The sequence below is a fragment of the Pseudomonas sp. H2_D02 genome (genome assembly GCF_054677635.1).
In genome coordinates this window covers 3,871,224-3,897,407 of sequence record NZ_CP162816.1, presented here as the reverse complement: position 1 = coordinate 3,897,407, position 26,184 = coordinate 3,871,224, and the positions used below count along the sequence as shown (strand labels likewise).

Sequence of the window (26,184 nt, the reverse complement as noted above, 5' to 3'; positions counted from 1 at the left end):
GTAGACGAATGGCGGCGATTTTGATCGTTTCCGGTGATCAGGTAAATCTTTATAGTCGCTTGCCCTTATCCTCTTTCTGGAGCATCCACGACATGCTCAGCGCCGAGCTGAAGTCTTTCCATATGGTCGCCCGCCTGGCCAGCGTCACCCAGGCGGCCAAGAAGCTCGGGTTGAGCCAGCCGACGGTGACCACGCAGATTCGCAATCTGGAGGCCCAGTACGGCGTCGAACTGTTCTTTCGCGGCGGTCGCCGCCTGACCCTCAGCGACGAAGGCGCGCAGTTGCTGCCGATGGTGCAGAAGCTGTTGCAGCAGGAAGCCGACATCGAGTTTTTCCTGCGCAACAGCGGCCAGGTGCAAGGCACGCTGCGAATCGGCGCCACGGCCCCGTACTACGTGCTCGATATCATCAAGGGCTTTCGCGAGCAGTTTCCCCTGTGCGAAGTGACCCTGGAAATCGGCAACTCGCTGCAGGTCATCGAGGCGCTGGAAGAGTACCGCGTGGACCTGGCCGCGTCCTCGCAATTGGTGGAAGATTCTCGCCTGACCCGATTGGTATTGGGCCACGACCCTCTCGTCGTGGCGGTGCACCGCAGCCACCCGTTGGCGAGCCATGATCGCGTGGCGCCCGGCGCATTGGCCGGGCACTGCCTGCTGATGCGTGAAAAGGGCTCGACCACCCGCACGCTCACCACAACGCTGCTGCGAGAGGCTGGCGTTGCGATTGGGCCACTGTTGGAAATTGGCAGCCGTGAGTCGATTCGCGAAGCGGTCCTGCGCAACATCGGCATCAGCGTCATCGCCCGTCATGAGGTGCCGGAGAACCCGCAGCTCAAAGTGGTGGAACTGGAGGGCGCGCCATTGATCGCCGAGTACCTCTATTGCCTGAAGGAACGCCGCCAGGCTCGGCTGCCTTCGGCGTTCCTTGGCCTGGCATGGGAAACGGCCGAGTCCTGAGCCGGCTACGCAAATTTGCCGATGGCACTATCGGCAGCTTTTAGCCAACTGCAATCAAGCCTTCGTACTGCCTGCCTACCATGACCCTCGTCGAGCTGACCGCTCATCGAGGTAACGTCATGACCAGAACACACTCCGTAGACATGCAGATACGCGACATCCATAAAAGCTTCGGTGCCTTCAAGGCCCTGGACGGGGTATCGCTGGACATTGCCGCCGGTGAGCTGGTGTGCCTGCTCGGGCCGTCCGGCTGTGGCAAGACCACCTTGCTGCGCTGCATCGCCGGCCTGGAGCGGCAGGATCGCGGCTCGCTCATGATCGGCGCGCGGGATGTCTCCCGCCTGGCGCCGCAAGCGCGGGACTACGGCATCCTGTTCCAGTCCTACGCGCTGTTTCCCAACCTCACGGTGGAGCAGAACGTCGGTTACGGGTTGGCGGGTAATAGCCGCGAGACCATTCGCGGCCGGGTCAATGAGATGCTTGATCTCGTCGGGCTGTGTGGCAGCGAGAAAAAGTACCCCGGCCAGCTTTCCGGCGGCCAGCAGCAACGGGTCGCCCTGGCCCGTGCCTTGGCCCCGGCGCCCTCGCTGTTGCTGCTCGACGAACCGATGTCGGCCCTCGATGCGCGGGTGCGTGAGCATTTGTGCACGGAGCTGCGTGGGCTGCAAAAGCGCCTGGGCATCACCACGTTGATGGTCACTCACAACCAGGACGAGGCGATGCTGATGGCTGATCGCATCGCGGTGATCAACCAAGGGCGCGTCGAACAGTTTGCCAGCGCGCAACAGATCTACCGCGCGCCGGCTGACGGCTTTCGTCGCCGATTTCATCGGCCAGGGCAACTGGCTGCCGTTCGAGCGCGGCCAGGATGGGCAGGTGCGGGTTGGCGAACTGAACCTCACCCTGGGCGGCAATGATATTGGACCGCGCGGACGCCTGTTCTGCCGTCCGGAAGCCGTCCGGGTCAATCCGACCACTCCGGAACACAACCTGTTCGATGCGCAACTGCGGGAGCTGACTTTCCTCGGCAATCGCTGCCGGCTGAGCTTCGAACTCGATGCGCTGCCAGGCCATGGTTTGTTGGCTGAGCTGGAGCCGCACGCCATGCCGCCGTTGACCGGCGCCCACCTGAAAGTCGCGCTGCCGCCCCAGTGCCTGCAGGTGTTCGCTTGATATGGATGTCACGATGACCCTCAAGCCCACCGTGTTCCAGCCACGCCAGGTGGCCGGTGATTTCGCCGATCGCCTGTTCATTCGCGGCGGTCAATGGTTGCTGCTCATTTTGCTGGTCGTGGCGGTCCTGCTGCCGCTGCTCGCCATGTTGTGGCGTGCCGTCAGCGGTGATGCGAGCCAGGGCGGGGGCGTGCACGCCGCACTGACATTGTTTGCCAGCGCGAACTTCCGCTGGTTGCTGGGCAACAGCCTGACGGTTTCTCTGACCGTGGCGATGATCGTGGTGCCGCTGGCCTACGCGTTCGCTTATGCGTTGCAGCGCACCTACATCATCGCCAAGCCGCTATGGCGGGGGATTTCGCTGCTGCCGCTGCTGGCACCTTCGATGCTGCCGGGAATCGCGCTGATCTACCTGTTTGGCAACCAGGGCCTGCTGCGCGGCTTCATGACGGAAAACATCTATGGCTTCTGGGGCATCGTCCTCGGGCAGGCGATCTACACCTTTCCCCACGCATTGATGGTGCTGATGTCGGCGCTGGCCCTGGCGGACGCCCGGCTGTTCGATGCGGCCTCAAGCATGGGCGCATCGCCTTGGCGGGCATTTCGCAGCATTACCTGGCCCGGTAGCCGGCAGGGTGTGTTTGCCGCGTTCTGCCTGGTGTTCACCTTGTGCATCACCGATTTCGGCGTGCCGGTCACGGTGGGCGGTGACTACCAGGTGCTGGCGCTGGAAGCCTACAAGGCCGTCGTGGGGCAACAGCAATTCGGGCGCGGGGCGTTGATCGGCCTGGTTTTGCTGGTGCCGGCCTTGCTCAGTTTTGCGGTGGACGTGTGGCTGCGCCGCAGTCAACGCGACGCCATGGGCGGCCGCGCCCAGGTCTATCACCCGCGGCCATCAGCGGGACGGGATGCGGCTTTCCTGGGCATGACGGCAATGGTCTGTTGCGTATTGCTCGGGGTGTTCGGCATGGCGGTGTACGCGTCGCTGGTGCAGTTCTGGCCCTACGATTTGTCCTTGTCGCTGGATAACTATGGGTTTTCCGACCTGCCCGGCGGCTGGCTGGCCTATCGCAACAGCCTGTTACTGGCCGCCTGCAGCGCCGTGTTCGGCAGCTTGCTGATCTTCACCGGCGCCTACCTGATCGAGAAAACCCGGCAGAGCGCTCTGACCCGAATCCTGCGGCTGCTCAGTTTTGTGCCCATGGCGGTCCCCGGCCTGGTCCTGGGCCTTGGGTACGTGTTCTTTTTCAATCTGCCGGGCAATCCACTCGGCAATCTGTACGGCAGCCTGGCGCTGTTGGTGGTGTGCACCGTCGCTCACTTCCTGACGACGGCGCACATGACGGCCAGCGCGGCCCTGCGCCAGCTCGACGACGAATTCGAGGCTGCCGCGCTGGCGCTCAAAGTGCCGTTGGCGCGGCATTTTCTGCGGGTCACGCTGCCCATGTGCCTGCCGGCCTTGCTCGACATTGTCCGCTATCTGTTCGTCTCGGCGATGACCACGGTCTCGGCGGCGATTTTCCTGTACAGCCCGGACAGCGTGCTGGCCGCGGTGGCGGTCCTGAACATGGACGACGCCGGCAACGTAGGCGGGGCCGCCGCGATGTCGACCTTGATCCTGCTGACCTCGGCCAGTGTCTCGCTGCTGCTTGCGACGTTCTCCCGGCGCCTGCTGCGTCGCTCCCAGGCCTGGCGTCAGCCGGCGCCGGGTCTTTGAAAACCTGTTGGAGATTCTGATGCACTACCAAACGCCAACCCGCCTGCAAGCCGCCATCCTCGATTGGGCGGGCACCGTGGTGGACTTCGGTTCGTTCGCCCCGACGCGGATCTTCGTCGAAGCCTTCGCCAGTTTCGACATCGAGCTGAGCCTGGAGGAGGCTCGTGGCCCGATGGGCATGGGCAAGTGGGATCACATCCGTGCCCTGTGTGATCAACCCGCCGTGGCGGAAAGATTTGTCCGCCGGTTCGGGCGTACGCCGAGCGACGACGACGTGACCGCGATCTACCAACGCTTCATGCCGCTGCAAATCGCCAAGGTCGCCGAGCACTCGGACCTGATCCCCGGTGCGCTGGAAAGCATCGCCGCACTGCGCCAACGAGGCCTCAAGATTGGCAGCTGTTCCGGTTATCCCCGGCAGGTCATGGACAAGGTCGTCGAATTGGCCGCGACCAAGGGCTACAGCCCCGACCATGTGGTGGCCACCGATGACGTGCCCAAGGGCCGGCCGAGCCCGGCGCAGGCCTTGGCCAACGTCATCGCCCTGGGCCTGGACGATGTGGCCGGCTGCGTGAAGGTCGATGACACCGAGCCCGGCATCCTCGAAGGCCGCCGGGCCGGGATGTGGACCGTGGCGCTGCGTTTTTCCGGCAATTTCCTTGGGCTTGACTGGGCACAATTCCAGGCCCTGCCAGCCCGGCAGTTGGCCGCCGAGCGTACGCGCATCGATGGACTGTTCGCCGCGAGCCGCCCGCATTACCTGATCGACACGATCGCCGAGTTGCCCGCCGTGATCGATGACATCAACGCGCGACTGGCCCGCGGCATGTTGCCGTCCCATACCTGAAAGCCCCACTGACCGATACGGAGCCGTACCATGTCCAAACGCACTGCCTTGGCCGCCGGCCTGCTGGCCGCCTGTGTTTTTCAAGCCCAGGCGAATACCGAACTGACGGTTTACACGGCCCTCGAAGTCGAACAGCTCAAGGCCTACAAACAAGCCTTTGAGCAGAAGAATCCAGGCATCGAAATCAAATGGGTGCGCGATTCGACCGGCATCGTCACCGCCAAGCTGCTGGCGGAAAAGGATCGCCCACAAGCCGACGTGGTCTGGGGCCTTGCCGGTTCCAGCCTGGCCATCCTCAAGCAGCAAGGTCTGCTGGACGCCTACAGCCCGGCGAACCTGGGCCAGATTGCAGCAAACTACCGTGACGCCGACACGCCGCCAAGCTGGGTCGGCATGGACGTCTGGGCCGCGTCCATCTGCTTCAACACGGTGGAAGCGCAGAAGCTCGGGTTGCCGAAACCCACCCGTTGGGAAGACCTCGCCAACCCGGTGTACCAAGGCAAGATCGTGATGCCCAACCCCGCGTCGTCGGGCACCGGTTACCTGGATGTCAGCGCCTGGCTGCAGACATTCGGCGAAGCCAAGGGCTGGGCCTACATGGACAAGTTGCACGCCAACATCGGCCAATACACCCACTCCGGTTCCAAGCCCTGCAAATTGGCGGCTTCCGGTGAGTTCCCCATCGGTATTTCGTTCGAATACCCAGCCATTCAGCTCAAGCGCAAGGGCGCGCCACTGGACATCGTGCTGCCCACCGAAGGCCTGGGTTGGGAAATCGAAGCCACCGCCGTGATCAAGGGCACGCCACACCTGGAGGCGGCGAGGAAACTGGCCGATTTTTCCGCCAGCCGCGAGGCCATGGATCTGTACAAAGCCAACTTCGCTGTCCTGGCACAACCGGGCATCGCCGAGCGCTTGCCGGAGTTGCCAGCGGACTATGAGCAGCGGCTGATCCGCAACGACTTCAACTGGGCGTCGGAAAACCGCGACAACATCTTGGCCGAGTGGCGCAAGCGCTACGACGGCAAGTCCGAGCCTGTCGCCAAGTAACTCGGCTGTTCCAAAGCCCGAGGTGTCGAGCGGGCCTCACCTGGTCATTGAAAATTCAAGGAGTCTCCATGTCTGAGCACGACTGCGACCTGCTGGTCGTCGGTGCGGGTATTCTCGGCCTGGCCCATGCCTGGGCCGGTGCCAAGCGCGGCCTCAAGGTCAAGGTGTTCGAGCGTAGCCACACACCCCTGGGTGCCTCGATCCGCAACTTCGGCCAAGCGTTGGTCGGTGGCCAGGCGCCGGGCATCATGCTTGACCTGGCACGCCAGGCAAACGGTTTGTGGAAGACGCTAGGGCAGGCCGCCGGCTTGCATTTGCATCAGCAAGGCTCGTTGCTGTTCGCCCGCACGGAAGCCGAGGAGGTGTTGCTCGAAGCGTTCGTGAACGGGCGCGGCGCGAGTTTGGGTTATCGCACCGAGCTGCTGCGCGGCGATGCGCTGGAGGCCCTGTATGACGGCCGGTTTGCCCATCATCGTGCCGCGTTGCTAGGCCTTGATGACCAACAGCTGTATTCCCGCGAGGCGCTACCGCAGATCGTCGAGTATCTGGCCCGGGCACTGGGCGTCGAGTTCCATTTCTCGACGCTGGTACGCGATGTCGAGACCCACCGTGCCGTCACCAGCGCCGGTCGGTTTACCGCCAGGCACATCGTCGTGTGCTCGGGCCATGACTACCAGACGCTGCTGGCCGAGCCACTCGCCGCGCTGCGACCGCAGGTGTGCGGCCTGCAAATGCTGCGTGTACGCCCGCGTCAGCCGCTTGCCCTGCGGCATGCGCTGCTGACAGGGCTGAGTTGTGTGCATTACGGCGCCTTTGCCGACCTGCCCGAAGCGGATGCCATCCGCGCGCAGATCCGCAGCCAACAACCGGAACTGGAAGCCCATGGCATCCATTTGCTCATCAGCCCGACACCCTACGGTGACCTGATCATTGGCGATTCCCATGTCTACGGCAGCGATATCTCGCCGTTCAACGCCGAACAGGTGGATCGGATCCTGATCGATTTGGCGCAGGACACCTTGGGCGGCGAAGTCGACGTGCTGGAGCGCTGGCAGGGTGTCTATGGTGCGCGTGGGCCGGGGCCGTTCAGCGTGCTTGATGCGGCGGACGGCGTCACCGCGGTGGTGATGCATACCGGGCTGGGCATGAGCGTCGGCCTGGCGCTTGGCGAGCGTACCGTCGCCGCACTGTTGGGGGAAGCCGGGCCGATCGTCCCGAAGCGCAGCACGGCGGCTTGACTGGCGGACGCCCAAGGCAGGTGCCGCAGTGAAGGCTGAGGGGAGGGCAGGGCTGCCAGCTTTACGTCATCGCCGTTACACTACGGCCCCTCCCTTACGCCAGGAAAACGCGGGATGCGTGCTTTATTCAAGGCAGTGCTGTTCTTTGTGCTTCCTGCAGCCCAGGCCATGGCCGAGCCGCTGTCGTTTTCGTTCAGCGCCGGCAGCGGAGCCTACCTCGTTGAAGTGCTGTTCCCCCAGCCACCCGAAGATCGAAAGCAACTGGCTCCGGCGGTCATCACCGTGCGCAACCCGGCCACGCAAGACGTCCTGCAGCAATTGCAGACCCAGGCCGGCAATATTCCCCTGGACCGCGATGGCAAGGACAACGGCTGGATGCTCGGTCGTTTCAGCCTGGTGTACTTCGATGATTTCAACTTTGATGGCCGTCTGGACCTGGCGATTCGCAACGGCGACGATCCTGAAGTGGCCTATAAAGGAAACTACGATGTCTATCTGCAAGATCCGCAGAGCAGCCAGTGGGTCCTCAACCGGGCGTTGACGAACCTGGCGAAGGAAAGCAATGGCGGGATGTTTGCGGTCATCCCGAATGAAAATCTGTTTTCCCAAACCGACCGCGACGGCCATTGGACGCGTACGTGTCGATGGAGAATGCAGGGTGACGAATTGGTCCGCCTGCATTGCGACACCGAGGACAACATCCAGCCGACCGAATACGACGATACCTCCAGCATGCCGCGCGGTTACACCCGGCGCACCGTCGGCGACTGGCGGGACGGCCAGTGGCACGAACAATCGACCCTGGACGGGCCGGACAAAGAGGATCCGCAGTTGTTTGCCTAGCAGCCTGCAAGACCATGTCCCACTGGAAATCTGGTACCAGAAGCAGGGCGCGGTGGTCATTGGAGAAGTGCGCTACCTCAAGGCAGCCGGCACCGAGTCAGTCAGGCTGGTGGGGGCTCGGGAAGACGAGGGAGACGACGAATTCGTCAACCTCTATGAATATGCCCATGACGGCCGGCGGATCGGTGAATGGCGCATCGCCCGGGAACAGGTCGAACCTTACCCGTACATAGGCACCCGGACCCGCGTCGACAAGAACGATAACCGCCCGCAGAGAGTTGTGTTGCACGAGGATGAGCGCGAGTCGGATGACGACAAGACCGGCGATGTCGAGTCGGATCAACGCAGCGGCCATTACCAGATGCGCCAGGACTCGATGGGCCGCGACGGTGATCTGGACCTGAAGATCCTGCCGGATCGCAACGCCGATGGGAAAGAAATGGCTGAATTCACGGTTACCGTGAAGGGCATCGTGACCGAACACCAGATTGTAACGATGGAAACCGAAAACCTCATTGTCGTGTCGCAAGCGCAAACAACCGGCAAGAATGGGCCGTACCACATTCAACTGGTGAAGAATTTCGCGATCATCAACCACAACTGGCCGCTGGATAGTCAGGACATGCTGTCGGGCATGTACCTGAAACAACCACCTGCTGGCGAAAACGGCGCCTTGCCGAGGTAAGGCGCCGGTCTGTCTATCAGAGCCAGTAACGCAGGCCGAGCATCACCGATTGGGACTCGTACTCGGTGCTCACATCGCCCTGGGGCAAGCGCTCGATGTCACCGAAATGCGCTTCGCGCGTCTTCAGGCACCGGTAATCCACCGACATGGACCAGTGCTCGGTGAACTCGTACCCGACGCCGGCACCCAGTTGGTAAGCCGAAACCGTGTCACGATGGGTACCGCCGAATTCGACACCGCCGGCCTCCAGGCCACTCACCGTGAGGGTGGCATAGCCGAGGCCGCCACCGACGTAGGGTGTGAATCGGTCGAACGGCGCCGGCAGGTTCAACACGTCGTACCAGAGATTGGCCATCAAGGTCGTGGCTTTCTCTTCGCCTTTGCCGTCGATGCTCCCGCCGCCCTCATAGACCCGGTTGTTGAACTGGGTCAGCGTGTTCTTGCGATAGCCCAGTTCAATCTCCGGCCTCAGCCCTACAGGGAAGCGCCAGCCCAAGGCCAGGCCAGTGGCGTAGCCGGATTCGGTGGGTTGGTTGAACTCCATCTCGACGAAATCCAGATCGTTTTGAGTCAGGTCCTGCTCAGCGACCCAGTTCGCGCCGCCCATCAGACTGGCGTAAGGGCCCAGCGTGTCGGCGAAGCTGCACGCCGGGACGATGAGGCCGATGCCGATCATGCTCAGCGCCAGGTATTGGGTGTTTTTCAGTAGGTTCATGCTCGGTCCAAATGTGCCGTTATCAAAAAAAATGCCGTAGCTCGCGCTCGGGACATGACGTCCCGAGGCGGTCATACCAGGTGCAGGTGCGTTTCAGATTTCTCGCCATCGGGGATGCAGGCGACATCCGCCCGCAGCTCAGCCAAAGCCTTCAGGTTGTTCAAGGCCGTGGTCATCGCCACGGTCAATGCCTTGCGCATCAGCCCTCGGTACAGAAGGCTCAAGGGGCCGGAGATTTTCGCGCTATGGATAACCTGGGTTTCATTGGGCGAGAGCCTGCGCAGCCGATGATCGAATTCGAGGTTTATCCAAAGCAGTTTCGCGCTGTTGCGATAGCTTTCCTGAGGCTCCACCGCCTCCAGTTTCAAGGGCATTTTCAGGCCATTGTTCAGGACGCATTTGCCCTGCGTCCCGGCTAGGAACGGGCCATTGAGCTCACAGTGGCGGACGTCGGTGTCCCACAGTGGCGATTCTGGAAAGTTGCTCCAGATCTTCCATATGACCGGCGGTGGTGACCGGACTATGACTTTTACGGTGACATCGTTCATGGGATTACCTTGGCTGTTGGGGCACGGTCGTGCTCGAAGTGGACTTCGAGCCACGCTTCAGGCGGCAGGCGCGGCTTGGCTCAGCACTTGCGCGGTGATATTTGCCTGGCCGATTTTTTCGCCCCGGTTGAACAGATCGATGTGGATGCGGTTGGTCTTGAAGGACTGCAACTGCGCTTCCATGCCGGCTTGCGGCGCCAGCGAAAGCGGGCTGTTGCGGGGGATGGGCCGGTCCAGGCTGAAACTCAGGGCCAACAGGTTCATGGGCACATTGAGGGGGATCTGCAGATGGCCGTGGGCAATCTGCATGTAGCACTGGCGCGCGATCTCGAGGAAATACACCATCGAAAAATGCGCGGGGTCGCCCTCGTGGAAGAAGTGCCCCTCGGGCAGCTTGACGGTGTCGACGCTCAAGCCTTGGGCCACCGAGCTCATCTCACTGACAATCACGTTCTCTTCCCTGGCCTTGTGCAGGAACGCCTTGTTGCCACACCGGCGGGCGGTGAACTCGCCGTGCGGTGCGGTTTCGAAGGCCGAGTTGTAGGCCATTCCCAGCACGCACGTGCACATCAGTTTCCCGCCCTGCATGACCTTTGCCTGGAAGACATGAGCGTCCTGATCTTGCTCTACGTGCAGGTCGATCAGGCCTTCCTTCTGCACGTATTGCTGGAACTTGATGCCCAGCGTCTTGACGTAGGCGACGCGGCCATTGAGCGGAGGCATGGCCTGCTCGATCAATTGCATCACGCCTTCGAGCAGGAGAATGCCGGGCACATGATCCAGCGGGTGGTCGAAGAAATAAGGGTGTGCCTCGTTCACCAGCAATTGTGCGCGCAGCGAACGCGGGGTCCGTTGCACGTGGCTGATCACTGTGTTTTCGGGACGACGAGGCCATTGCGTGGGCCGCTGGGCCGCTGGGCCCTGGTGCAGGGCGAAAAGCCCTTCCATCGCGCGGACACGAACGCGCAACCCGGCCAGGACCGTGCTCGTCAGCAGGTCGCTGAGCTGCAATACGTCGACGCCGTCGTGTTGCGGTTCCCGGACGATTTGGCCGGGGCGCGCAGGTGCGGCGAGCGGTTGCAGCGAACGCGGCGCCTCATGGGCGAAACGCAGGCTGAACGGATGCTTGAGGGGAGGGGCGAGGTCGGCCGGCAGCGGTTTCCAGTCCCGGAGCTTTTCGGTGAACAGCCACATGATCGGCGTGCCGCCTTCGCGAACCTCGATCACCGTGTGCGCCGAGGCATTCAACATCACCGCCAGCAAGGTCTCGATGCCGCTGGCTTCCGCCAGGAAACCGGTTATTTCTCGCAGCGGTCCCTTGGCCTGGGCCGTTTCCGGTTGCAATTCGCAGACCTCGACGTGCGGGTACTGGTCGCGTTTTTTGCCTGTCAACTGGCACGCTTCGTCCAATGACGTCGCGGCATGGGCGAGGACCGCCGCACGAATCACCAGCAGCGGCGTATCACCGGAATCAGGCTGATAGGGACGCAGGGCGACCACGCCGAGCCCTTCGCCTTGTACCGCTGTACTGCGCAGGGCGCGATCGATCTCGATTTCACCGCTGATAAACCGCCCGGCGCCCAGCAGCAGGGTTGAAATGCCTTGGTTGAACCATTGCCGGGAAGCCAACAGCGTCTGCCAGAACAGACCTGGGGTGCCGGCCAGCGTCTGGTGGAAACCCTTGAAGTCGAAAATCTGCGCCGGGTAGCCGGAGAGCATGTTCGGCAGCATGGTCGCCACGTCCGTCACCTCCACGCCTGGCGGGGTGCCTTGGCTTCGGGCGTAGAAATGCTCGGCGCTGCTGTAGGCATTGTTGAACCGTTCGCCGCCCATGTTGCAGCACATCACCATGGCGGTGTCGGCGGAGCCCGCCACGCCGGGCAGACGCCGCAGCAGGTGGTTGACCCGGTCGGTGACCAGCAGCTTGAACGGGTCGACATGGGCCAGGGGCTTGGGGCCCATGCCGAAACCGGCGATGTCGATGAGCGGGTCCTGGGCGAGGAACTTCCCGGATAACGGCCGACTCAGGTCGCCGCTGTAATCGACGAAGCGACCGTAAGGAAACAGCACGGCGGGCGCGGCTGGCTGGTCGAGCTGCTGTTGAAATGACTGCAGTGAATCGCACCCGCTGAACGCAGCTTCAGCCTCGACCACGGCGAGATCGAGTTTCAACACGCCCGGGACTGCCCGGGCGGCGGGCGCGTGCCCGTGGTCGATGTATTCATCCACCACCAGGTGCGCGTTGGCGCCGCCAAAGCCGAAACTGGAAATCCCGATCCGGATGGCCGATTGGCGATCAGCCAGGGACTGCGGTTGCCGTGTGGCAAGTTGCAGGCAGGTTTCGTCGACTTTTGCGCTGGGGCGGTAGTCAGGCTGGGGCGGGACGCTCCGGTGACGCAGGATCATCAGCGCCTTGGCGAGCGAGGCACCTCCCGCGGCGGCCAGCGGATGGCCGATGACGGACTTGATCGAGCCGATGGTCAATTTTTCGCCGGTGTTGCGATGGGCGGCGAAGAAACTGTCCAGGGAGGCCAACTCGGTCGCATCACCCAACGGGGTGCCGGTGCCGTGGGTCTCGATATAGTCGACGCTGCCTGGGTCCAGGTCGCTGTAGGCGCGCTCATAGGCACAATATTGAGCCTGTTTGCCCGGCGCGAACACCGAGCCTTCGGCGCCGTCGGCGGACAAGCCCAGCGCCCGCAGGACCCCCAGCGGCTGCCGCCGGGCGGCCAATGCCTGGGAAACTGGCTCGACCAGGAATGCCGCTGCACATTCCCCGGGCACGATGCCGTCGGCGTCCTGACCGAACGCCTGCATGCTGGCCCGGGCGGAAAATGCTGTCAGTTGCGAGAAGCCAAGGAACAGCGCGGGCGGCAGGACCGTGTTCAAGGCCATCACGATCGCGTTATCCGCCTGGCCGCTGCTGAGCAACGCCTTGGCCATGTCGATCGCATAGGGGAAGGAACTGCAGGCGGTATCCACGGACAACACCGGCCCGCCCAAGGCGAAAGCGCTGGCCAGTGCGGCCACTTGTTCGCCCGGGGTGAAACCGACAGGCGCGCCGGAGCTGTTCGCGGTTCCTGTCGCGAAATAACTTTCGTCGCACCATGAAGTGGCGACCACCAGCGCCGTGCGCTTGGTATCCAGCACCGAGCCTTGGGCCGCCAGTTGAGTGAGCAGCGTCTGAAGGACTTTCTTGCCGATCGCCACCTGCCGGCCATCGTGACGCGAGGGAATCGATGCATCGTCGGTCAGGCAAAAGGCACTGTCCAGGTAGGTGCGGTCCTTCTCGCCAGCCTTGGCCGAAAATATCGCGCTTTTATCCAGCTCCCAACGTGCCGGCATGGCCTGGATGGGTGCTATCCCGCCTTGGACGAGCACATTCCACAGGGCATCCGTCGAAGGCGCTCCCGGGAATTCGCCAGCCATCGCGCTGAAGCACAAGTCACCCTCTGTCGTTACCGCGCCACTCATTGCTATCTCCTGATTCACTAAAGCTGGGTCACCTGTCGGTCACCCGGTTTCCATTCCATGTGTTGGCAGCGCCTGCCAGCGGGCTTCAGCCCATTCTTTCCAAGAGCGACAGCGCGTCCTGTGGCGTGCGGCGCGACATCAGTGCTTCGCCGGCTGAACTCACTGTCGGGGCAGCGTTGGGCCATCGACTGGCAAAGCGCCTCCCGATCAAAACCGTTGAGCCCCAACTGGGCAAAGGGCGTCTCGACATCCAGCGCCGATGGCGCGTCCGCGACCAGTGGCGAGAGGGCGCCGAGCAACACCTCGCCGATCTGCGTCGATGCTTCTACGGTGTGGGTTGCAGGCTCATCAGCAGCGCTGCGTGGCGCGTCATTGGCAAGGGTATCTTCGATGAGCGCAATGGTTTGCTGCGCACATTTGGCGTTGGCCAACTCGCTGCTCCGGGCCTTGAGCTGTGGCCACAAGGCGACCACCGACTCGAGGAAATCCAGCTGCACCAGAGAATCCATTCCCAGGCTTTCATAGCTTTGTTGGCGATCGAGCTGATCGACGGTGAAACCGGTAATGCCGGCCAGTTGGTCCAGGACCCAGGCTTGGACGTCCATTGCCGGCGCCTGCGGGTTGGCCTCAAGCCTGGCGAGCAAGGCTGTCGGTGTCGGCGCATCGAAAAGCTGCGAAGTGAGGTCTTTCTTTTCCGGGAAGTGCTGGGCCAACGACTCGAAGATATCGACCAAGCCCAGCGAGTCGATGCCCAGGCTTTCAAAGCTCTGGTCGAAATCGATCTGCTCGCTTTTGAAACCCGTGACCGTGCTTATTTCCGTACGCAGCCATTGCGCATAGGTGAGTGCAGGCAGTTGTTCGGCGACCGGCGCCGCGGCCAGCACCGATGGCTGCGAGATAACCGGCTCGAGTGCAGCGACGCTGTCCTTGGCAGGCGCTTGGACACCGTGGGCGTAGACGCCCTCGAGCACCTGCTGGTGAGCGTTGAAGTAATGCGCGGTGACGGTTTCGGCCTGCTCCAGCAGGCGCATCAGGATGGATTCCTTTGCGATGTTGGATTCGCAAAGGGAATCGATGATTTTTTCGGACAGTGAAAAATAGCTGTGGGCTATTTTCCCGTTGGACACGATGAACTCCTGCACAACGTCGTTGAGCTGCAAGCGCATAAGGTTCTCCTTAACCATAAGTGAGTCGGTATATTCAGTCATCAAGGCATGGCCCAGGGCTGGGCCATGAGAATCAGCAGGGCAGATCGGCAGTCACGACTTGAAGTGGGAGCTCCACCGCATCGATTTCGGAAAAAGCTGTCTTCCCGGCGCCCTTGAGCAACCCGGACCGCACGCTCAAGTAAGTCATCAGCGTTATTGCATCGGCGCCCTGGAAGGCGATGTAGCCATCGGGCCGGACCAGCATCAACGTGCCTTCCTTGGCGTGATAGCGCTTGTGCAGGCGCCAGTCAGGGTCCAGCAGGGTAGATTGCTCCGCGGGCAACCCGACACTGCTCAGGGCATCGACCACGCAGTAGGCCTTGATCGCCGGGTAGTCGCGCTCCACCGAGGCGGCCAGCGAGTAATGACTTGGCAACAGCGGCGAGAATTGATCCGCCGCGCTGAAGATCAGCAGGGTGAAGGTTCCCTGGAACAGATCGATCAGGCGTTTGGGTGGCATGCCCTGGTGTTGCCACAGCTCGACATCTGGCGCCAGTTGTCCCGAACGAGGGGCGGGGGCTTGGAACGGGGTTTTCTTGCCTTTTCTGGCCCAGCTGCTGCGCTGCTTTTTGGTCAGCGATTCCTGGATGTATTCGCTCTTGCCATAGTGGTATTGATGGCCGGAAATCATCGACGGCAGCTTGCGCTGGATCTTTTGGCGATTGCTCAGCAACGGCAGGACGTTGTCTCGTAACCAGACCAGGGCACGATGCCTGACGGTAATCAGCCCGGTGAGGCGATGCGCGGTGTTTTCCACTTCGAGGGCAACCGGGTAGCGTTCGTCGTTGTAGCTTTCCAACAGCGACGGATCGGCGAGGCCCTGATCGACATAGGCCATTTTCCACGCCAGGTTATAGGCTTCGGAAATGCCCAGGTTCATCCACTGGCCACCGATCGGGCTGCCGATATGCGCGGAGTCACCCACCAGGAAGATCGAGCCTTGCTGCAACGATTGCACTCGGCGATGCTGGAACGAGGCAATGGTGGTCGAGGAGATATTGGACAGGGTCATCTTCTGCCCGCGTCCTTCGCACAGCCGTTGGAAATTCTCCAGGGTCAGCGGCGGGCGCTCGCCTTCCGGCGGCAGGTTGTAGGGCATCTCGATAAAGAGGCGATAACGCGATTGATCGCTGATCGGCGCGACCGCGACATACCCATCTTGCGCGCCAAGGAAAAACGCGCCTTCATCCTTGCTGCCTGACCACTCGATGTCGGCGTCGGCGAGCATGAAGAAACGGTCGTAGGAGGAGCCCTCGAACGTCATGTCCAGGCGTTTTCGAATGTTGCTGCGGGCGCCGTCACAGGCCACTGCCCAGCGACTGGTAACGGATTCTTCGCTGCCGTCGGCACGACGCAGTGCCATGTGCACGGCGCCTGGCTGGTTTTCGATGTCGACCAGTTCGGTGTTCCATTCCACATCCGCGCCGAGCAGGTTCAAACGCTCCAGCAGGATCTTTTCAGTCTGCGGCTGCGGCAAGCTGAGGAGGAGGGGATAGGTGGCGTCCAGGTAGGAAAAATTGTAGTTCAGCACCCGCTTCGCATTGGACTGGACCGAAAACTGGTTGATGGTAAAACCGTCGGCCAGCGCTTGCTCGGCGATGCCGAGGTCGCGGAAAATTTCCAGCGTCCTGGAATGAATCGCCATCGCCTTGGTCGCGGTCGAGGGGCCGGCGTTTTTTTCAATGATGCGAAAAGCCACGCCCCATTGCTTCAGCATGATTGCCAGGGACAGGCCAATGGGGCCGGCACCGACGATCATCACCGTCGCAGCGTTGCCCGGCTGTTTGAAATGCTTGGGGGCCAAAGTGCTCAGAGTGTTCATCGATCAGTACCAGTTTCTGTAGAAGGGAGAGTTGGCAATGCCGAGCAGCGCGTCGTCCCCGGACGAATCGCCGTAGGCGTAGATGTAGAAGTCATCGAGGTTGCTCAAGCAGTCCCGGAGCCGCGCCACTTTTTCCCGGTCGACACAATTGGTGCCGGAGATTCCACCCGTCAGCTTGTTCTTGGCCGTCGCCAACCGGGTCCCGCATACGTGGTCGAAACCCACCGCCTGGCCCCACGGGATCAGGTAGTTCTCTGGCGAATTGCTGACCAGCGCCGTCACGTGCCCCATGGACTGGTGCCATTGCAGCCGGCGCAACGCTTGCGGCCTCAGCCAGAGTGGCAATTGCTCGGTGATGAAGAACCTGGCGTGTTCGCGCTCTTGCTCTACCGTCAGGCCGCCCAGGTAACAGGCGATAAAGGCCAGACGCGCCTGCATCAACGGCGTAATGCCCAGGATGACGCTGAGCATCTTTGGCAACAGGGGAATGATCCTGAGCCAGAACGCCCGGGTTCCGACGATGAAGCGCATGTAGCGCCAGAACGTGTGCCTGTCGGTCAACGTGCCGTCGAAATCGAAAACGGCCAATACCGGTCGTGTGCTGTCAGCGTGCATGAAGCGCTTCCTTGAGAGGGACAATCTCTATGATTTTTGGCAATTTGAAGCCGGAGAGGTAACGCGAGAGCAGGGTGGTCACGCTGTTCTGGCTCAACTCACCGTCGCCTTCCACTGACAAGTGCAAGACATTCACTTCCTTGTGGTCCGGGACGATGTAGGCCCTGGCACGCACCGCATCGGGGTGCTTCAGGGCGACGGATTCGATTTCCGCCAGATCGACCATCTGCGCTTTGATTTTCGAGATGCGCAGGCGCTGGCAATAGAAAAAGACATGGCCTTCTTCATCTCGCCAGACCAGGTCGCCGGTGTGCAGCCAGCCGTCCCGGAAAAATCGCGCATTGATCTCTGGCGCAGCGTCATAGCCCGAGATGACCATCGACCCGCGTATCAGCAGCTCGCCGATACGCCCCGCGACGACATCCTGGCCTTGCGCGTCGACCACCCGCAGTTCGACGCCACTTATCGGCCGTCCCATGGCGCCGCGATGAACCTCGCCGACAGAACTCTGGACAATCACCGGCATGCTTTCGGTCAGCCCGTAGCCTTGCAGTACAGCCGCGCATCCCAACAACTTGCCGAGCTTCTCGCCTTCATCGGCTGGTAGATGACTGCCGCCGGAATACATCATCAATTGAGGATGCAGGGGCAAACGCGGGCCTTTGCGCTTGGCGAGTCGCGAATTGAAATAACGAATAACGTCGGGCACCAGGCAGGCAAAGGTGACCTGGTGTTCGGACAACACTTGCGCCAAGTCCCGATTGAGCAGGGTGTTGGTCATCAGCAACGTGGCGCCGATGCTCAGCGGGAACACCATCATCACCGACAATCCGAAGATGGCGTAAAGCGGCAGCGTCACCAGGTGGACCGACCCCACGCCTTGGGGATGAAACTGTTCATGCAGGCCATCGCTTGACTGCGTCAGGTCGAGGTAGCGATGACAGACCGCCAGCGGCTTACCGATGCCACGGTAGGTGAACTGCATCGAGACAATCGGGTTATCGTCTGGTAGCGACAGAGGCTGGGCCTGGCGTGACAGCGTCGCTTCAACCGTGGCGTTTTCAGGCGGCTCGTCGCCATTGCCCACGATCAAGGCGTGGGTCGGCTGGAATATGTCCTGGTGTTGCTCAAACAGCGTGCCAGTCGTGACGATCAGCGATGGCTTGGAAATGCCCAGGACATTACCCAGCTCGAATGCCGTCAGTTTGTAGTTGAGAATCACCGGGACAGCGCCATGGCCAATTACTGCCAGGTAATAGGCGATGAAATCCACGCCGTTGGGCAGCACAAAGGCTACTTTCTCCCCGGGCGATACGTTCAGGGCGTGGAGAAAACCATTGCATTCTTCAGCCCTGATTCGCAGGTCCCGGTATGTGACGGTTTCTTCTGCATCCAAGTCCCGGATAGCGATGTGCTCGGGATACGAATGGGAAAAACCGACGAAACGATGCAGAAAACCTTCTTTATGGGTAAGGCTTTTCATTCACCAACCTCTCAATCCTTGAAGTCATGGTTAGATAAAAAGTACTGCAGAGGCAGGCTACTGTTTGAATGGGTTCAATTAACGTGCAGGTAATTGTTTTTCCGATACCACTCCAACGTATCGGTCAGCGTTTCCGTGACGGGACGGAATGCACATTTCAATTCGCTTGAACTTTTGCTGTGACTGAAGTGCGTTCTTCCTTGCTCTTGCTCTATAAGCTTGACCGTGGAGGTACTGATCAGCACAGGCTTTTTCGTGATGCGGTAATAACATTCATAGACGAAGGCGATGAGCCGTAGCATGAACAACGGGACAGGGCGCTCAGGTGCTTGTACGCCGCTGACACTGGACAGCGCCCGGAAGATACTTTTCATGTCCATATGATTGCCGATGGCCAGATAACGCTCACCCGATCTGCCGCGGGTAATCGCCGCGATTTGATGTTCCGCCACGTCCCGGGCATCCACCACCGAAAAGCTGCCTGGAAGAACACCTGGTAACTTCTGTCCGACAAAATCCAGCAGGAACTGACCTGACGAGGTGGGGCCAATGTCGCCAGGGCCGAACATCCAGCCGGGCAACACCATTGCGACAAACATGTCCGGGTGCAACGACAGGAACTCCCGAACCTTCTGCTCGGACAGGATCTTGCTCAGGTAGTAATCGTCAGCTTCCGATTCATCACGTGACATGGTTTCGTCGATCACCTCGTCCCTGTCGCCCTTCAGGACCGCGATGGACGAAGTGTGGACGGCACGGCGAATCCCAGCGGCATAAGCGGCCTGTAACAAGCGCTCGGTGCCGGTCACATTGGTGTCATATAACTTTTGCCAATGTTTTCCGCCCTTGTAACTATCGCGAAAGTACGCGGCGGTATGAAACAAAGCGTCGCAGCCTTCCAGCGCATGGCTAAACGCGCCAACATTGAGCATATCGCCTTCAACCAACTCAACAGGCAGCGCACCGAATTGCTTCCTGGCTTTTTCAACGGAGCGTACAAGGGCCTTGACCTTGATGTTTCGTTTCAAAAGCGCATGGACGACATTATTTCCGAGCAGGCCTGTAGCGCCTGTAACAAAGGCATATTCCATTAAAATCCAGCTCCTTTGAGGTACCTGTCCGAGCACGGTTGGCGCTGAACAGGTGTCGGACAATCCAACGGCGCAAGTAAAAACCATTCGGTATCTGGAAATCAAGCGGTATTTAGCGAAAAGACCAAAGACGAGGTGTCTAGCTCGGGCCTGAGACGGCAAGTCTCAGTGTATTCGTCATGCGGGTGACGCCATTTTTCAGGCACTCCAGCGATTTTTCACGCTGGGCGGGAAGGGTGTGTCACAGCGCCTGCCCCTGGAATCCGGCCGAAAATTGTCTTCCTGCGAAGGTCTGTTACAGCCTGGAATGCGTCGTCATTAGATGCCACTTCCAAAACTTTAAATGCAAACAGCCAAGGTGGGTGGTAAGGTAGAAAACACCTGTTTTGCTAGCTGAATCGTTGATTCGTTTCATCTAGTTACAAATATATACATCGGGCCAAAGGAGCCGAGGGCGTGATCAAGAAGAGATTGGGGCGAGAGGAAAGTCAGCAAGTAACAAGAGACAAGTTATTCGACACTGCTACGGATCTGATGATCAAGAAAGGCTTTCATGCCGCCAGCGTGAATACAATTTCCGAAGAGGCCGGCTATTCAAAAGGTGCATTCTTTTCAAACTTCTCAAGCAAGTCGGAACTGCTGCTTCAACTTACCCAGCGCTTCAAGAGAGTCGAGATAGATCGCTTGGGCAGCACCTTGGCGGCGGGCTACACGGCAGAGCAACTGACTCAGGGCCTGAATGCTTACATCGACACGCTTAAAAACAATACCAACTGCGCCATCCTTGACGCCGAAATGCAGTTGATCGCTTTGCGTGATGAAGAATTCGCAAAGCATTACTACGATCTGCATGAAGAAAACAGCGAGGCGCTAGGAAGACTGATCACGATCATCTTCAATCACGCCGGCAAGAAGCCTCCGTTGGCATACGCAGCACTGGCGCGAACTTTCACTGCATTGTCGGAAGGCTTGATCCTGCAGGGGCATAAAGATCCGGCTGCGGAAATCAAGCTGGTGCTCAATTCACTGATTCAAACGGCGGAGCCGTTGTAGACGTGAGACTTGGCCAGATAGACGACCATCAAAATTCAGATTCCAGGGCGAAGACGCTGTTCTGCAGGATGTCATTACGGCAGGAAAGGAACCCACCAAAGTCCGCGCCTTGAAAGCTGCCGTGAGCATGCTGAAAAGCAGCCTGTCAGGGTACCCAATCCTAAACATGAATGTGCGCATAATGTATATTATGTTAAACAGGATGTTTATGTGCTTGCACTACCTATGAGCGAATGTACTGCGTTGCGCCAGATCCCAGTTGCTTAACGCACACTGAGGCAGGACCAAACCTGCCCCAGCACGCAAAAACTATTTAATCACCACCGGATTGACCGGTGATCCGGTAGCGCGATGGACTTTCAACGGCGCGGCCACATAGAGAAATGTGTACTGCCCGTCTTCGGCACAATTTTCAGCCAGCTTTTCCAAGTCGCAAATCTCCGTAAAGGCGATACCCAGATTGCGCATCAATGCACAGTGCAGAGGCAGTGCCACACCTGATACCGGGTCGGTCGTGACTTCGTTGGCGATGGTATCGGTGACAAGGTTTGGAATTTCCTTGTCGTGGAACCATCGGACAAGTTCCTCCGAATACGTAAGACCTGGCTCACAGAACCCATCATAAAACGCCTCGCCTTGCTCATAGAAAGCCTGGAGGAAGTTGGTTCTGATAATCAGGATGTCATGAGGCTCGATCGTGTGGCCCTGAGCTTCTGCGCATGCCTCGAGATCTAGATGGGTAAATGTTTCGCCTTTATCCAGCATGCGTTTGCCACGATGCCTTGCCATGTCCAGCAATACGGCGCGTCCGACGACTCCTCGTTCGCCGATAGGTGCAACACTGGCCTTGTCGAGACCTCCCACCGTTGTTCGCGCGTCGTAGCCGTTCCATATTTTTCCGCCGTACCAGAGGTGGCCAAGCGCATCATATTGCGTGGATCCTTGCAGGAATGCGTCGATCTTGTCATCGGCGTAGTGCAAACCGCCGGGGTAGCAAGGGCCATGATTATCGTCCCAACTCGACTCGTCGAGAATCATGGTGCGTTCTGCCGGCTGTACGGCCTGGCCAGACCGGATCGCCAGCAGGATTCCCGATCATGCGCTGCAAGGTAAATACATTTCCCTTCTTGATGTGCGCAACTCCGCGCAGGACTTCTTGCGCGGTCAGGTAATTCAGCGAGCCAACTTCGTCTTCCGCTCCCCATCTGCCCCAGTTTGAAGGCGCGTCCTTTAATAGTTCATCCATTGTGGGAACTGCAGTGGTCATGGCGTTTTCCTTTTTTTATTTCCGTGATTATCAAAGCGCACGACAAATGCGCCTTGCGTCCATACCGTTCAGCGCATACAAACCCGATCAATCAGCCATAGCCTCCCCCACTACCCGCTTGTTCACCATAACCGGCTCCACATCCTTGCCCGGCTTTCCATCCACCGACTTCAAGTCCTTGGCAAACGTCCCATCCACCTCCCACTTGAAGAAATTCTTGCCATAAATCAGCAAGCACAACACAACGCCAATCCCGAATGCCCAGCTCGCGCCTTTGATCGCCAGTACCGCTCCAATCACGCCGGCGATACCCAGGTCGCGCTGGCTACGCGCTTCAAGGATGCCCAAACGCACGCTCACGTAACCCTGGATCAGCAGCGTCAGCGACAGGGCTACACCGAGGATCGGCTGCACCAACGTCACGACCGGCAACAGCAACAGACCGCTGTTGGTCCCCCAACGGAACGACCCGACTCCGCCGATGATCGACTTCATCGCCTTCGGCCCGCCTTTAAATCGCTCGATCACCACCACCAGCATCGCCGCCCATTTCGGGCCGCACATCGCGACGTCCGGGCCGAAGATGCTCATGAACGCATTGCGTGCGCCGAAGATCAGGTGGGCGCGGTCGGCGTTGTAGTCGACGACTTCGTCGGTGCGGACGGTTTCAGCTTCGTCGAGCAATGATTTCGCGCTGAGGACATCGCCGAAAACGATGATGTAGGCCGCGAGCATGGTCGGCAGCGCGGAGATGAACATGGAGAGCGGCGGCATACCCAGGCCAAATACCGTGTAGTTGTTCCACAGGCCAGCGAAATCCGGTTGGCTGATGCCCCACTGGAGGGTTGGCCAGGGCGCTTCACCGAACAATGGGGCAATCACCACGGCCAGCAGCACGATCGGCAAGATGCCGAGCTTGGCGAAGTTCCACCAGAAACGGTTGCGTTGCTTGAGCTCGTTGAAGTGCTGGGAAAAGATCAAATAGAAGGCAATACCGACCGCAATGGAAATGGTCCAGGGCAGCACATTGAACTTGCCGCCGACCTGGAATACGGCGATCACCGCGCTCAAGCCAGCGCCGACGATGATCCCCGATTTGATCGCCGAGGGCACATACTCCACCACCTTCTTCGCCATGCCGGTCGCCCCCAGGGCGATTGAAAAAATCCCCAGCATCAACTGGAAGGCAATCAAGGCATGGACACGCTCCGGGCCCATCGGAAACTGCGCGCAGTACGCCATCAACAGCGGCACCGCTGGGGTGATCCAGCCAGGTACGGTCGGGTCGCCGAGCAAATGGTGCGCGAGGTACAGCAAGCCGTTGAGCATCACGACGGCGAGCGCAACCTCAAAAGGCATCCCGAGCAGTTCGGTCATCAGCGGAATCGCCGCCAGGTCCACGGCGCACATGAGCAAGCCTTGGAAATAGTCTGGAAGCTCGATCTTGTAGTGGATAAACGGTAGCCGGACCTTGAAAGGACCGAGCGGGATGTACGGGCTTTCGCTCCGTTGCGCAGGAGTGTCGGACATTCGGTTCACCTGTTTTATTGGATTTGTAATGGCGGGCACACGCTCCGGCAGCACCGGAGTCGTGAGTGACAAAGATCAATAGGCAGCGCGATAGATCTTCTCGATATCGGCGGCGGTCAGCTTGCGCGGGTTGTTGCGCATCAGGCGGTCGATCTTGCTGGCCTCGTCGGCCATCGCGGGGATAGCGTCTTCGGGCACGTTGAAACTGCGCAGGCCAGAGGGGATATCCACGGCGGCACATAGGTCGGCCATGGCCCTGACAGCCTGGTCTGCCGCATCCTTGTCGCTCAGGTTCGCAACGCGCACGCCCATGGCTTCGGCGATGTCGCGAAAACGCTCGACGCAGGCAGTCTTGTTCCACGCCATCACATACGGCAGCAGCAAGGCGTTGCTGACGCCGTGGGCGATGTTGAACCGCCCGCCCAGCGGGTACGCCAGCGCATGCACCGCCCCTACCCCCGCGTTGCCGAACGCCATGCCGGCCATCAGGCTGGCGGTGGCCATGTCTTCCCGAGCCTGCAGGTTGGTTGGGTTGGCATAGGCCTTCGGCAGCGCCTTGGTGATCAGCCTGATCGCGCCCAGGGCGATGGCATCGGTGATTGGCGAAGCGTTTACCGAAATATACGACTCGACCGCATGCACAAGTGCGTCGACACCACTGGCCGCCGTCACGCTGCGCGGACAAGTCAATGTCATGGCCGGGCTGACCAAGGCAACGTCGGGCAACAGGTAGTCGCTGACGATGCCTTTCTTCAGCTGCGCTTGCTTGTCGGAAAAAATCGCCACGTTGGTGACTTCCGAGCCTGTGCCGGCAGTCGTCGGGATGGCAATCAACGCAGGGCCTTTGCGTTTCACCAGATCAACACCGAACAGTTCGCTCAGCGGACCTGCATGCCCGGCAAACGCCACGACGCCCTTGGCGATATCGATGGCGCTACCGCCACCCACGGCGATCAATCCATCGTGGCCGCCCTCACGATAAGCACGGGTGCAGTCTTCGACGATGGCTACTTCAGGCTCCGGCTTGACCTGGTCGAAAATGCCGTAGCGGCGGTCGCCGAGTTGCGCGAGCGCGAGATCAACGGTGCCGGAATTCACCAGGATGACGTCTGTGACGATCAGTGGATTCTTGACCTCCAGGCGCGTCAGTTCCGCGCAAAGCTGCTCGATTGCGCCAGGTCCGGTGATCAATTTGTTAGCGATTTTGAAAGCAGAGATATTCATCGGGCTCGTCCAGTTGATGTTGTTTTATTGGAAGACGTGCCACAGGAGATAGCGAAAGGCGTGCCAATGCCCACAAGGCCCTTATTGCACGGGGCCTTGCGCGATTTTCACGCGAGCAGGAGGGTTTTTACGGATCAATGCCGATTAGTTTTCTGATCGATTTGGCTGGGTCTGATCAGGATCCTAATCAGACTGTTCCCAGCGTTTCATCTTCTGCACCACGGTGGCCTGGCTCACCCCCAACGCCTTGGCCGCAAGGCGCGTGGTCTTGTGGGTCAGCAGCGCGGCACGAATCGCACTGCGCTCGGCATTTTCCAGTACCTTGCGCAGCGGCAGGCCAGTCTCACGGGTGTTGGGTGGATTGAGGTCGAGGAGCTCTTCCGGCATATCAAGCGCCTCGACGGTCCCGGTCTGATTGGTCACCACCAGCCGCTCGACCAGGTTGATCAACTCGCGGATGTTGCCAGGCCAGTCGTAGTCGCACATCAGGTCGAGGGCCTCGAGACTCCATTGGACCTGGCGTTCATAACGGGTGTTGAACCGGTCGAGGTAGTAATGCAGCAGCGGCGCAATCTCCTCCCGACGTTCGCGCAGTGCCGGAATGTGGATCGGCACCACGTTGAGCCGGTAATACAGGTCAGCCCGAAAACGCCCCTGCGCCACCTGCTGCTTGAGGTCGTGGTGGGTGGCGCTGATGATGCGCACATCGACTTCCTTCAGCTCCAGGCCACCCACCGGAATGAAGCGGTTTTCTTCGATCACCTTGAGCAGCTTGACCTGCACCGGCAACGGCAAGTCCCCGATTTCGTCGAGAAACAGCGTGCCGTGATGCGCCAGCTCCAGCAGGCCACGCTTGCCTTTGGGGCCGGCGCCGGTGAACGCTCCGGGCACATAGCCAAACAGCTCGGCTTCGATCAGGTTTTCCGGCAGTGCGCCGCAGTTGAGCGCGAGAAAGGGTTCGCTGGCTCGGGGGCTGGCGTTATGGATGAACTGCGCAACGAGGGTCTTGCCGACACCGGTTTCACCTTGGAGCAACACCTTGACCGAGCTGCTGGCAACCTGGCGAGCCAGCGAGAGGACGCGGCCGGACACCTCCTGATCGGCCATCAGCGGCGAACGCAGGAGATTGTCTCGTTGGCCGGCGTGGAGCTTCGCGGTGCTGTTGCGCAGTTGCTTGAGCTGTTGCAGCTCATCGCGCTCATGCTTCATGCGCAGCAGCTCTGTCATGTCGCGCACGGTACTGACCACGTATGAAATCCGCTTGCCAGCATCGAGAATCGGCGTGGCGCTGACGAGCAGCTTCTTGCCCTGGCTCAGGCTCTGCATCACCGACACCGGCCGACCACCCTGCAATACCCGCAAGGTAGCCGATTGCGAAATGACGCCCTCCTTCACCAGCTCTCGCATGGATCGGCCGATGAGATCCGCGCCGCTGAGCCCGGTCAGGCGCTCATAGGCCTGATTGACCTTCAGCGTCTTGCCGTCGCCATCGGTGATGTAGACGCCGTCATGCAAAGCGTTGAGCAGCTCTTCGAAACTGGCGTCGTTGACATTCACCGGGGACGTTCCTTCCAGGGGGTGTGACCGTCAAGTGTAAACGTAGAGCCGCGGTTTGAGGCGACACAAACGATTGGCGCTGATTCAA

19 protein-coding genes and 2 pseudogenes are annotated in these 26,184 nt (G+C 60.2%); 9 read left to right on the top strand and 12 right to left on the bottom strand.

Features of this window, described 5'->3' with window-relative positions:
• Positions 1-92 precede the first annotated feature (92 nt).
• The 8 genes and pseudogenes from AB4N42_RS17895 (at position 93) to AB4N42_RS17860 (ending at position 8,509) form a co-directional block, all read left to right on the top strand.
• Positions 93-956 carry a LysR substrate-binding domain-containing protein gene (locus AB4N42_RS17895; protein WP_460115088.1) on the top strand — a complete coding sequence of 288 codons (864 nt, stop codon included), beginning with the start codon at positions 93-95 and terminating at the stop codon, positions 954-956.
• A gap of 119 nt (positions 957-1,075) precedes the next feature.
• Positions 1,076-2,129 (top strand): annotated as a pseudogene (locus AB4N42_RS17890) (putative 2-aminoethylphosphonate ABC transporter ATP-binding protein).
• 13 nt (positions 2,130-2,142) lie between these two features.
• Positions 2,143-3,846: a putative 2-aminoethylphosphonate ABC transporter permease subunit gene (locus AB4N42_RS17885; RefSeq protein WP_225936040.1), complete on the top strand. Its 1,704-nt coding sequence runs from the start codon at positions 2,143-2,145 to the stop codon at positions 3,844-3,846.
• Between the two features lie 19 nt (positions 3,847-3,865).
• Positions 3,866-4,693 (top strand): phosphonoacetaldehyde hydrolase, encoded by an 828-nt coding sequence (gene phnX, locus AB4N42_RS17880; protein WP_258650923.1) that lies wholly within the window; start codon positions 3,866-3,868, stop codon positions 4,691-4,693.
• A 30-nt stretch (positions 4,694-4,723) separates the two neighbouring features.
• Positions 4,724-5,743, top strand: a complete 1,020-nt coding sequence (locus tag AB4N42_RS17875; protein ID WP_323154396.1) for a putative 2-aminoethylphosphonate ABC transporter substrate-binding protein — start codon at positions 4,724-4,726, stop codon at positions 5,741-5,743.
• A gap of 68 nt (positions 5,744-5,811) precedes the next feature.
• Positions 5,812-6,981, top strand: a complete 1,170-nt coding sequence (locus AB4N42_RS17870; RefSeq protein WP_460115087.1) for a TIGR03364 family FAD-dependent oxidoreductase — start codon at positions 5,812-5,814, stop codon at positions 6,979-6,981.
• A gap of 114 nt (positions 6,982-7,095) precedes the next feature.
• On the top strand, positions 7,096-7,824 hold the full coding sequence (locus tag AB4N42_RS17865; protein WP_460115086.1) for an XAC2610-related protein: 729 nt from the start codon (positions 7,096-7,098) through the stop codon (positions 7,822-7,824).
• Positions 7,817-8,509, top strand: a complete 693-nt coding sequence (locus AB4N42_RS17860) for a hypothetical protein (RefSeq protein ID WP_460115085.1) — start codon at positions 7,817-7,819, stop codon at positions 8,507-8,509. Before AB4N42_RS17865 ends, AB4N42_RS17860 begins: the two co-directional genes overlap by 8 nt.
• Positions 8,510-8,525: 16 nt before the next feature.
• Here AB4N42_RS17860 and AB4N42_RS17855 read toward each other — a convergent pair whose 3' ends face one another.
• From AB4N42_RS17855 to AB4N42_RS17820, 8 genes are all read right to left on the bottom strand, one after another.
• Positions 8,526-9,224 carry an outer membrane protein gene (locus AB4N42_RS17855; protein WP_323154399.1) on the bottom strand — a complete coding sequence of 233 codons (699 nt, stop codon included), beginning with the start codon at positions 9,222-9,224 and terminating at the stop codon, positions 8,526-8,528.
• Between the two features lie 71 nt (positions 9,225-9,295).
• Entirely contained in the window at positions 9,296-9,772 is a 477-nt protein-coding gene (locus tag AB4N42_RS17850) for an SRPBCC family protein (RefSeq protein WP_258650928.1), read from the bottom strand.
• Positions 9,773-9,829: 57 nt separating this feature from the next.
• Positions 9,830-13,246, bottom strand: a complete 3,417-nt coding sequence (locus AB4N42_RS17845; protein WP_460115084.1) for a beta-ketoacyl synthase N-terminal-like domain-containing protein — start codon at positions 13,244-13,246, stop codon at positions 9,830-9,832.
• A gap of 17 nt (positions 13,247-13,263) precedes the next feature.
• Positions 13,264-14,412, bottom strand: a complete 1,149-nt coding sequence (locus tag AB4N42_RS17840; RefSeq protein ID WP_460115083.1) for a phosphopantetheine-binding protein — start codon at positions 14,410-14,412, stop codon at positions 13,264-13,266.
• 73 nt (positions 14,413-14,485) lie between these two features.
• Complete coding sequence (locus tag AB4N42_RS17835; RefSeq protein WP_323154402.1) at positions 14,486-16,276, bottom strand: FAD-dependent monooxygenase; 1,791 nt, start codon at positions 16,274-16,276, stop codon at positions 14,486-14,488.
• Between the two features lie 3 nt (positions 16,277-16,279).
• Positions 16,280-16,891, bottom strand: a complete 612-nt coding sequence (locus AB4N42_RS17830) for an HAD-IB family hydrolase (protein ID WP_217859476.1) — start codon at positions 16,889-16,891, stop codon at positions 16,280-16,282.
• Positions 16,881-18,374 carry a class I adenylate-forming enzyme family protein gene (locus AB4N42_RS17825; RefSeq protein WP_460115082.1) on the bottom strand — a complete coding sequence of 498 codons (1,494 nt, stop codon included), beginning with the start codon at positions 18,372-18,374 and terminating at the stop codon, positions 16,881-16,883. The genes AB4N42_RS17830 and AB4N42_RS17825 overlap by 11 nt, the downstream gene beginning before the upstream one ends.
• Positions 18,375-18,448: 74 nt before the next feature.
• Positions 18,449-19,465 carry an SDR family oxidoreductase gene (locus tag AB4N42_RS17820; protein ID WP_460115081.1) on the bottom strand — a complete coding sequence of 339 codons (1,017 nt, stop codon included), beginning with the start codon at positions 19,463-19,465 and terminating at the stop codon, positions 18,449-18,451.
• A 456-nt stretch (positions 19,466-19,921) separates the two neighbouring features.
• On the opposite strand from AB4N42_RS17820, the gene AB4N42_RS17815 reads away from it, so the two are divergent.
• Positions 19,922-20,518, top strand: coding sequence for a TetR/AcrR family transcriptional regulator (locus AB4N42_RS17815; RefSeq protein ID WP_030138883.1), 597 nt, complete (start codon positions 19,922-19,924; stop codon positions 20,516-20,518).
• A 309-nt stretch (positions 20,519-20,827) separates the two neighbouring features.
• Here the strand turns inward: AB4N42_RS17815 and AB4N42_RS17810 are convergent.
• From AB4N42_RS17810 to AB4N42_RS17795, 4 genes and pseudogenes are all read right to left on the bottom strand, one after another.
• A pseudogene (locus tag AB4N42_RS17810) lies at positions 20,828-21,785 on the bottom strand (cyclase family protein).
• An 87-nt stretch (positions 21,786-21,872) separates the two neighbouring features.
• Positions 21,873-23,315 (bottom strand): hypothetical protein, encoded by a 1,443-nt coding sequence (locus AB4N42_RS17805; protein ID WP_460115080.1) that lies wholly within the window; start codon positions 23,313-23,315, stop codon positions 21,873-21,875.
• A 75-nt stretch (positions 23,316-23,390) separates the two neighbouring features.
• Positions 23,391-24,539: an iron-containing alcohol dehydrogenase gene (locus tag AB4N42_RS17800; RefSeq protein WP_198796486.1), complete on the bottom strand. Its 1,149-nt coding sequence runs from the start codon at positions 24,537-24,539 to the stop codon at positions 23,391-23,393.
• Positions 24,540-24,722: 183 nt separating this feature from the next.
• Positions 24,723-26,096 (bottom strand): sigma-54 interaction domain-containing protein, encoded by a 1,374-nt coding sequence (locus tag AB4N42_RS17795; protein ID WP_431145491.1) that lies wholly within the window; start codon positions 26,094-26,096, stop codon positions 24,723-24,725.
• Positions 26,097-26,184: the final 88 nt, after the last annotated feature.

Excerpts from the sequence above, each read along its gene's own strand:
- AB4N42_RS17895 (WP_460115088.1), top strand. The coding sequence starts at position 93 with ATGCTCAGCGCCGAGCTGAAGTCTTTCCATATGGTCGCCCGCCTGGCC.
- AB4N42_RS17885 (WP_225936040.1), top strand. The coding sequence starts at position 2,143 with ATGACCCTCAAGCCCACCGTGTTCCAGCCACGCCAGGTGGCCGGTGAT.
- phnX (WP_258650923.1), top strand. The coding sequence starts at position 3,866 with ATGCACTACCAAACGCCAACCCGCCTGCAAGCCGCCATCCTCGATTGG.
- AB4N42_RS17875 (WP_323154396.1), top strand. The coding sequence starts at position 4,724 with ATGTCCAAACGCACTGCCTTGGCCGCCGGCCTGCTGGCCGCCTGTGTT.
- AB4N42_RS17870 (WP_460115087.1), top strand. The coding sequence starts at position 5,812 with ATGTCTGAGCACGACTGCGACCTGCTGGTCGTCGGTGCGGGTATTCTC.
- AB4N42_RS17865 (WP_460115086.1), top strand. The coding sequence starts at position 7,096 with ATGCGTGCTTTATTCAAGGCAGTGCTGTTCTTTGTGCTTCCTGCAGCC.
- AB4N42_RS17855 (WP_323154399.1), bottom strand. The coding sequence starts at position 9,224 with ATGAACCTACTGAAAAACACCCAATACCTGGCGCTGAGCATGATCGGC.
- AB4N42_RS17850 (WP_258650928.1), bottom strand. The coding sequence starts at position 9,772 with ATGAACGATGTCACCGTAAAAGTCATAGTCCGGTCACCACCGCCGGTC.
- AB4N42_RS17845 (WP_460115084.1), bottom strand. The coding sequence starts at position 13,246 with ATGAGTGGCGCGGTAACGACAGAGGGTGACTTGTGCTTCAGCGCGATG.
- AB4N42_RS17840 (WP_460115083.1), bottom strand. The coding sequence starts at position 14,412 with ATGCGCTTGCAGCTCAACGACGTTGTGCAGGAGTTCATCGTGTCCAAC.
- AB4N42_RS17835 (WP_323154402.1), bottom strand. The coding sequence starts at position 16,276 with ATGAACACTCTGAGCACTTTGGCCCCCAAGCATTTCAAACAGCCGGGC.
- AB4N42_RS17830 (WP_217859476.1), bottom strand. The coding sequence starts at position 16,891 with ATGCACGCTGACAGCACACGACCGGTATTGGCCGTTTTCGATTTCGAC.
- AB4N42_RS17825 (WP_460115082.1), bottom strand. The coding sequence starts at position 18,374 with ATGAAAAGCCTTACCCATAAAGAAGGTTTTCTGCATCGTTTCGTCGGT.
- AB4N42_RS17820 (WP_460115081.1), bottom strand. The coding sequence starts at position 19,465 with ATGGAATATGCCTTTGTTACAGGCGCTACAGGCCTGCTCGGAAATAAT.
- AB4N42_RS17805 (WP_460115080.1), bottom strand. The coding sequence starts at position 23,315 with ATGTCCGACACTCCTGCGCAACGGAGCGAAAGCCCGTACATCCCGCTC.
- AB4N42_RS17800 (WP_198796486.1), bottom strand. The coding sequence starts at position 24,539 with ATGAATATCTCTGCTTTCAAAATCGCTAACAAATTGATCACCGGACCT.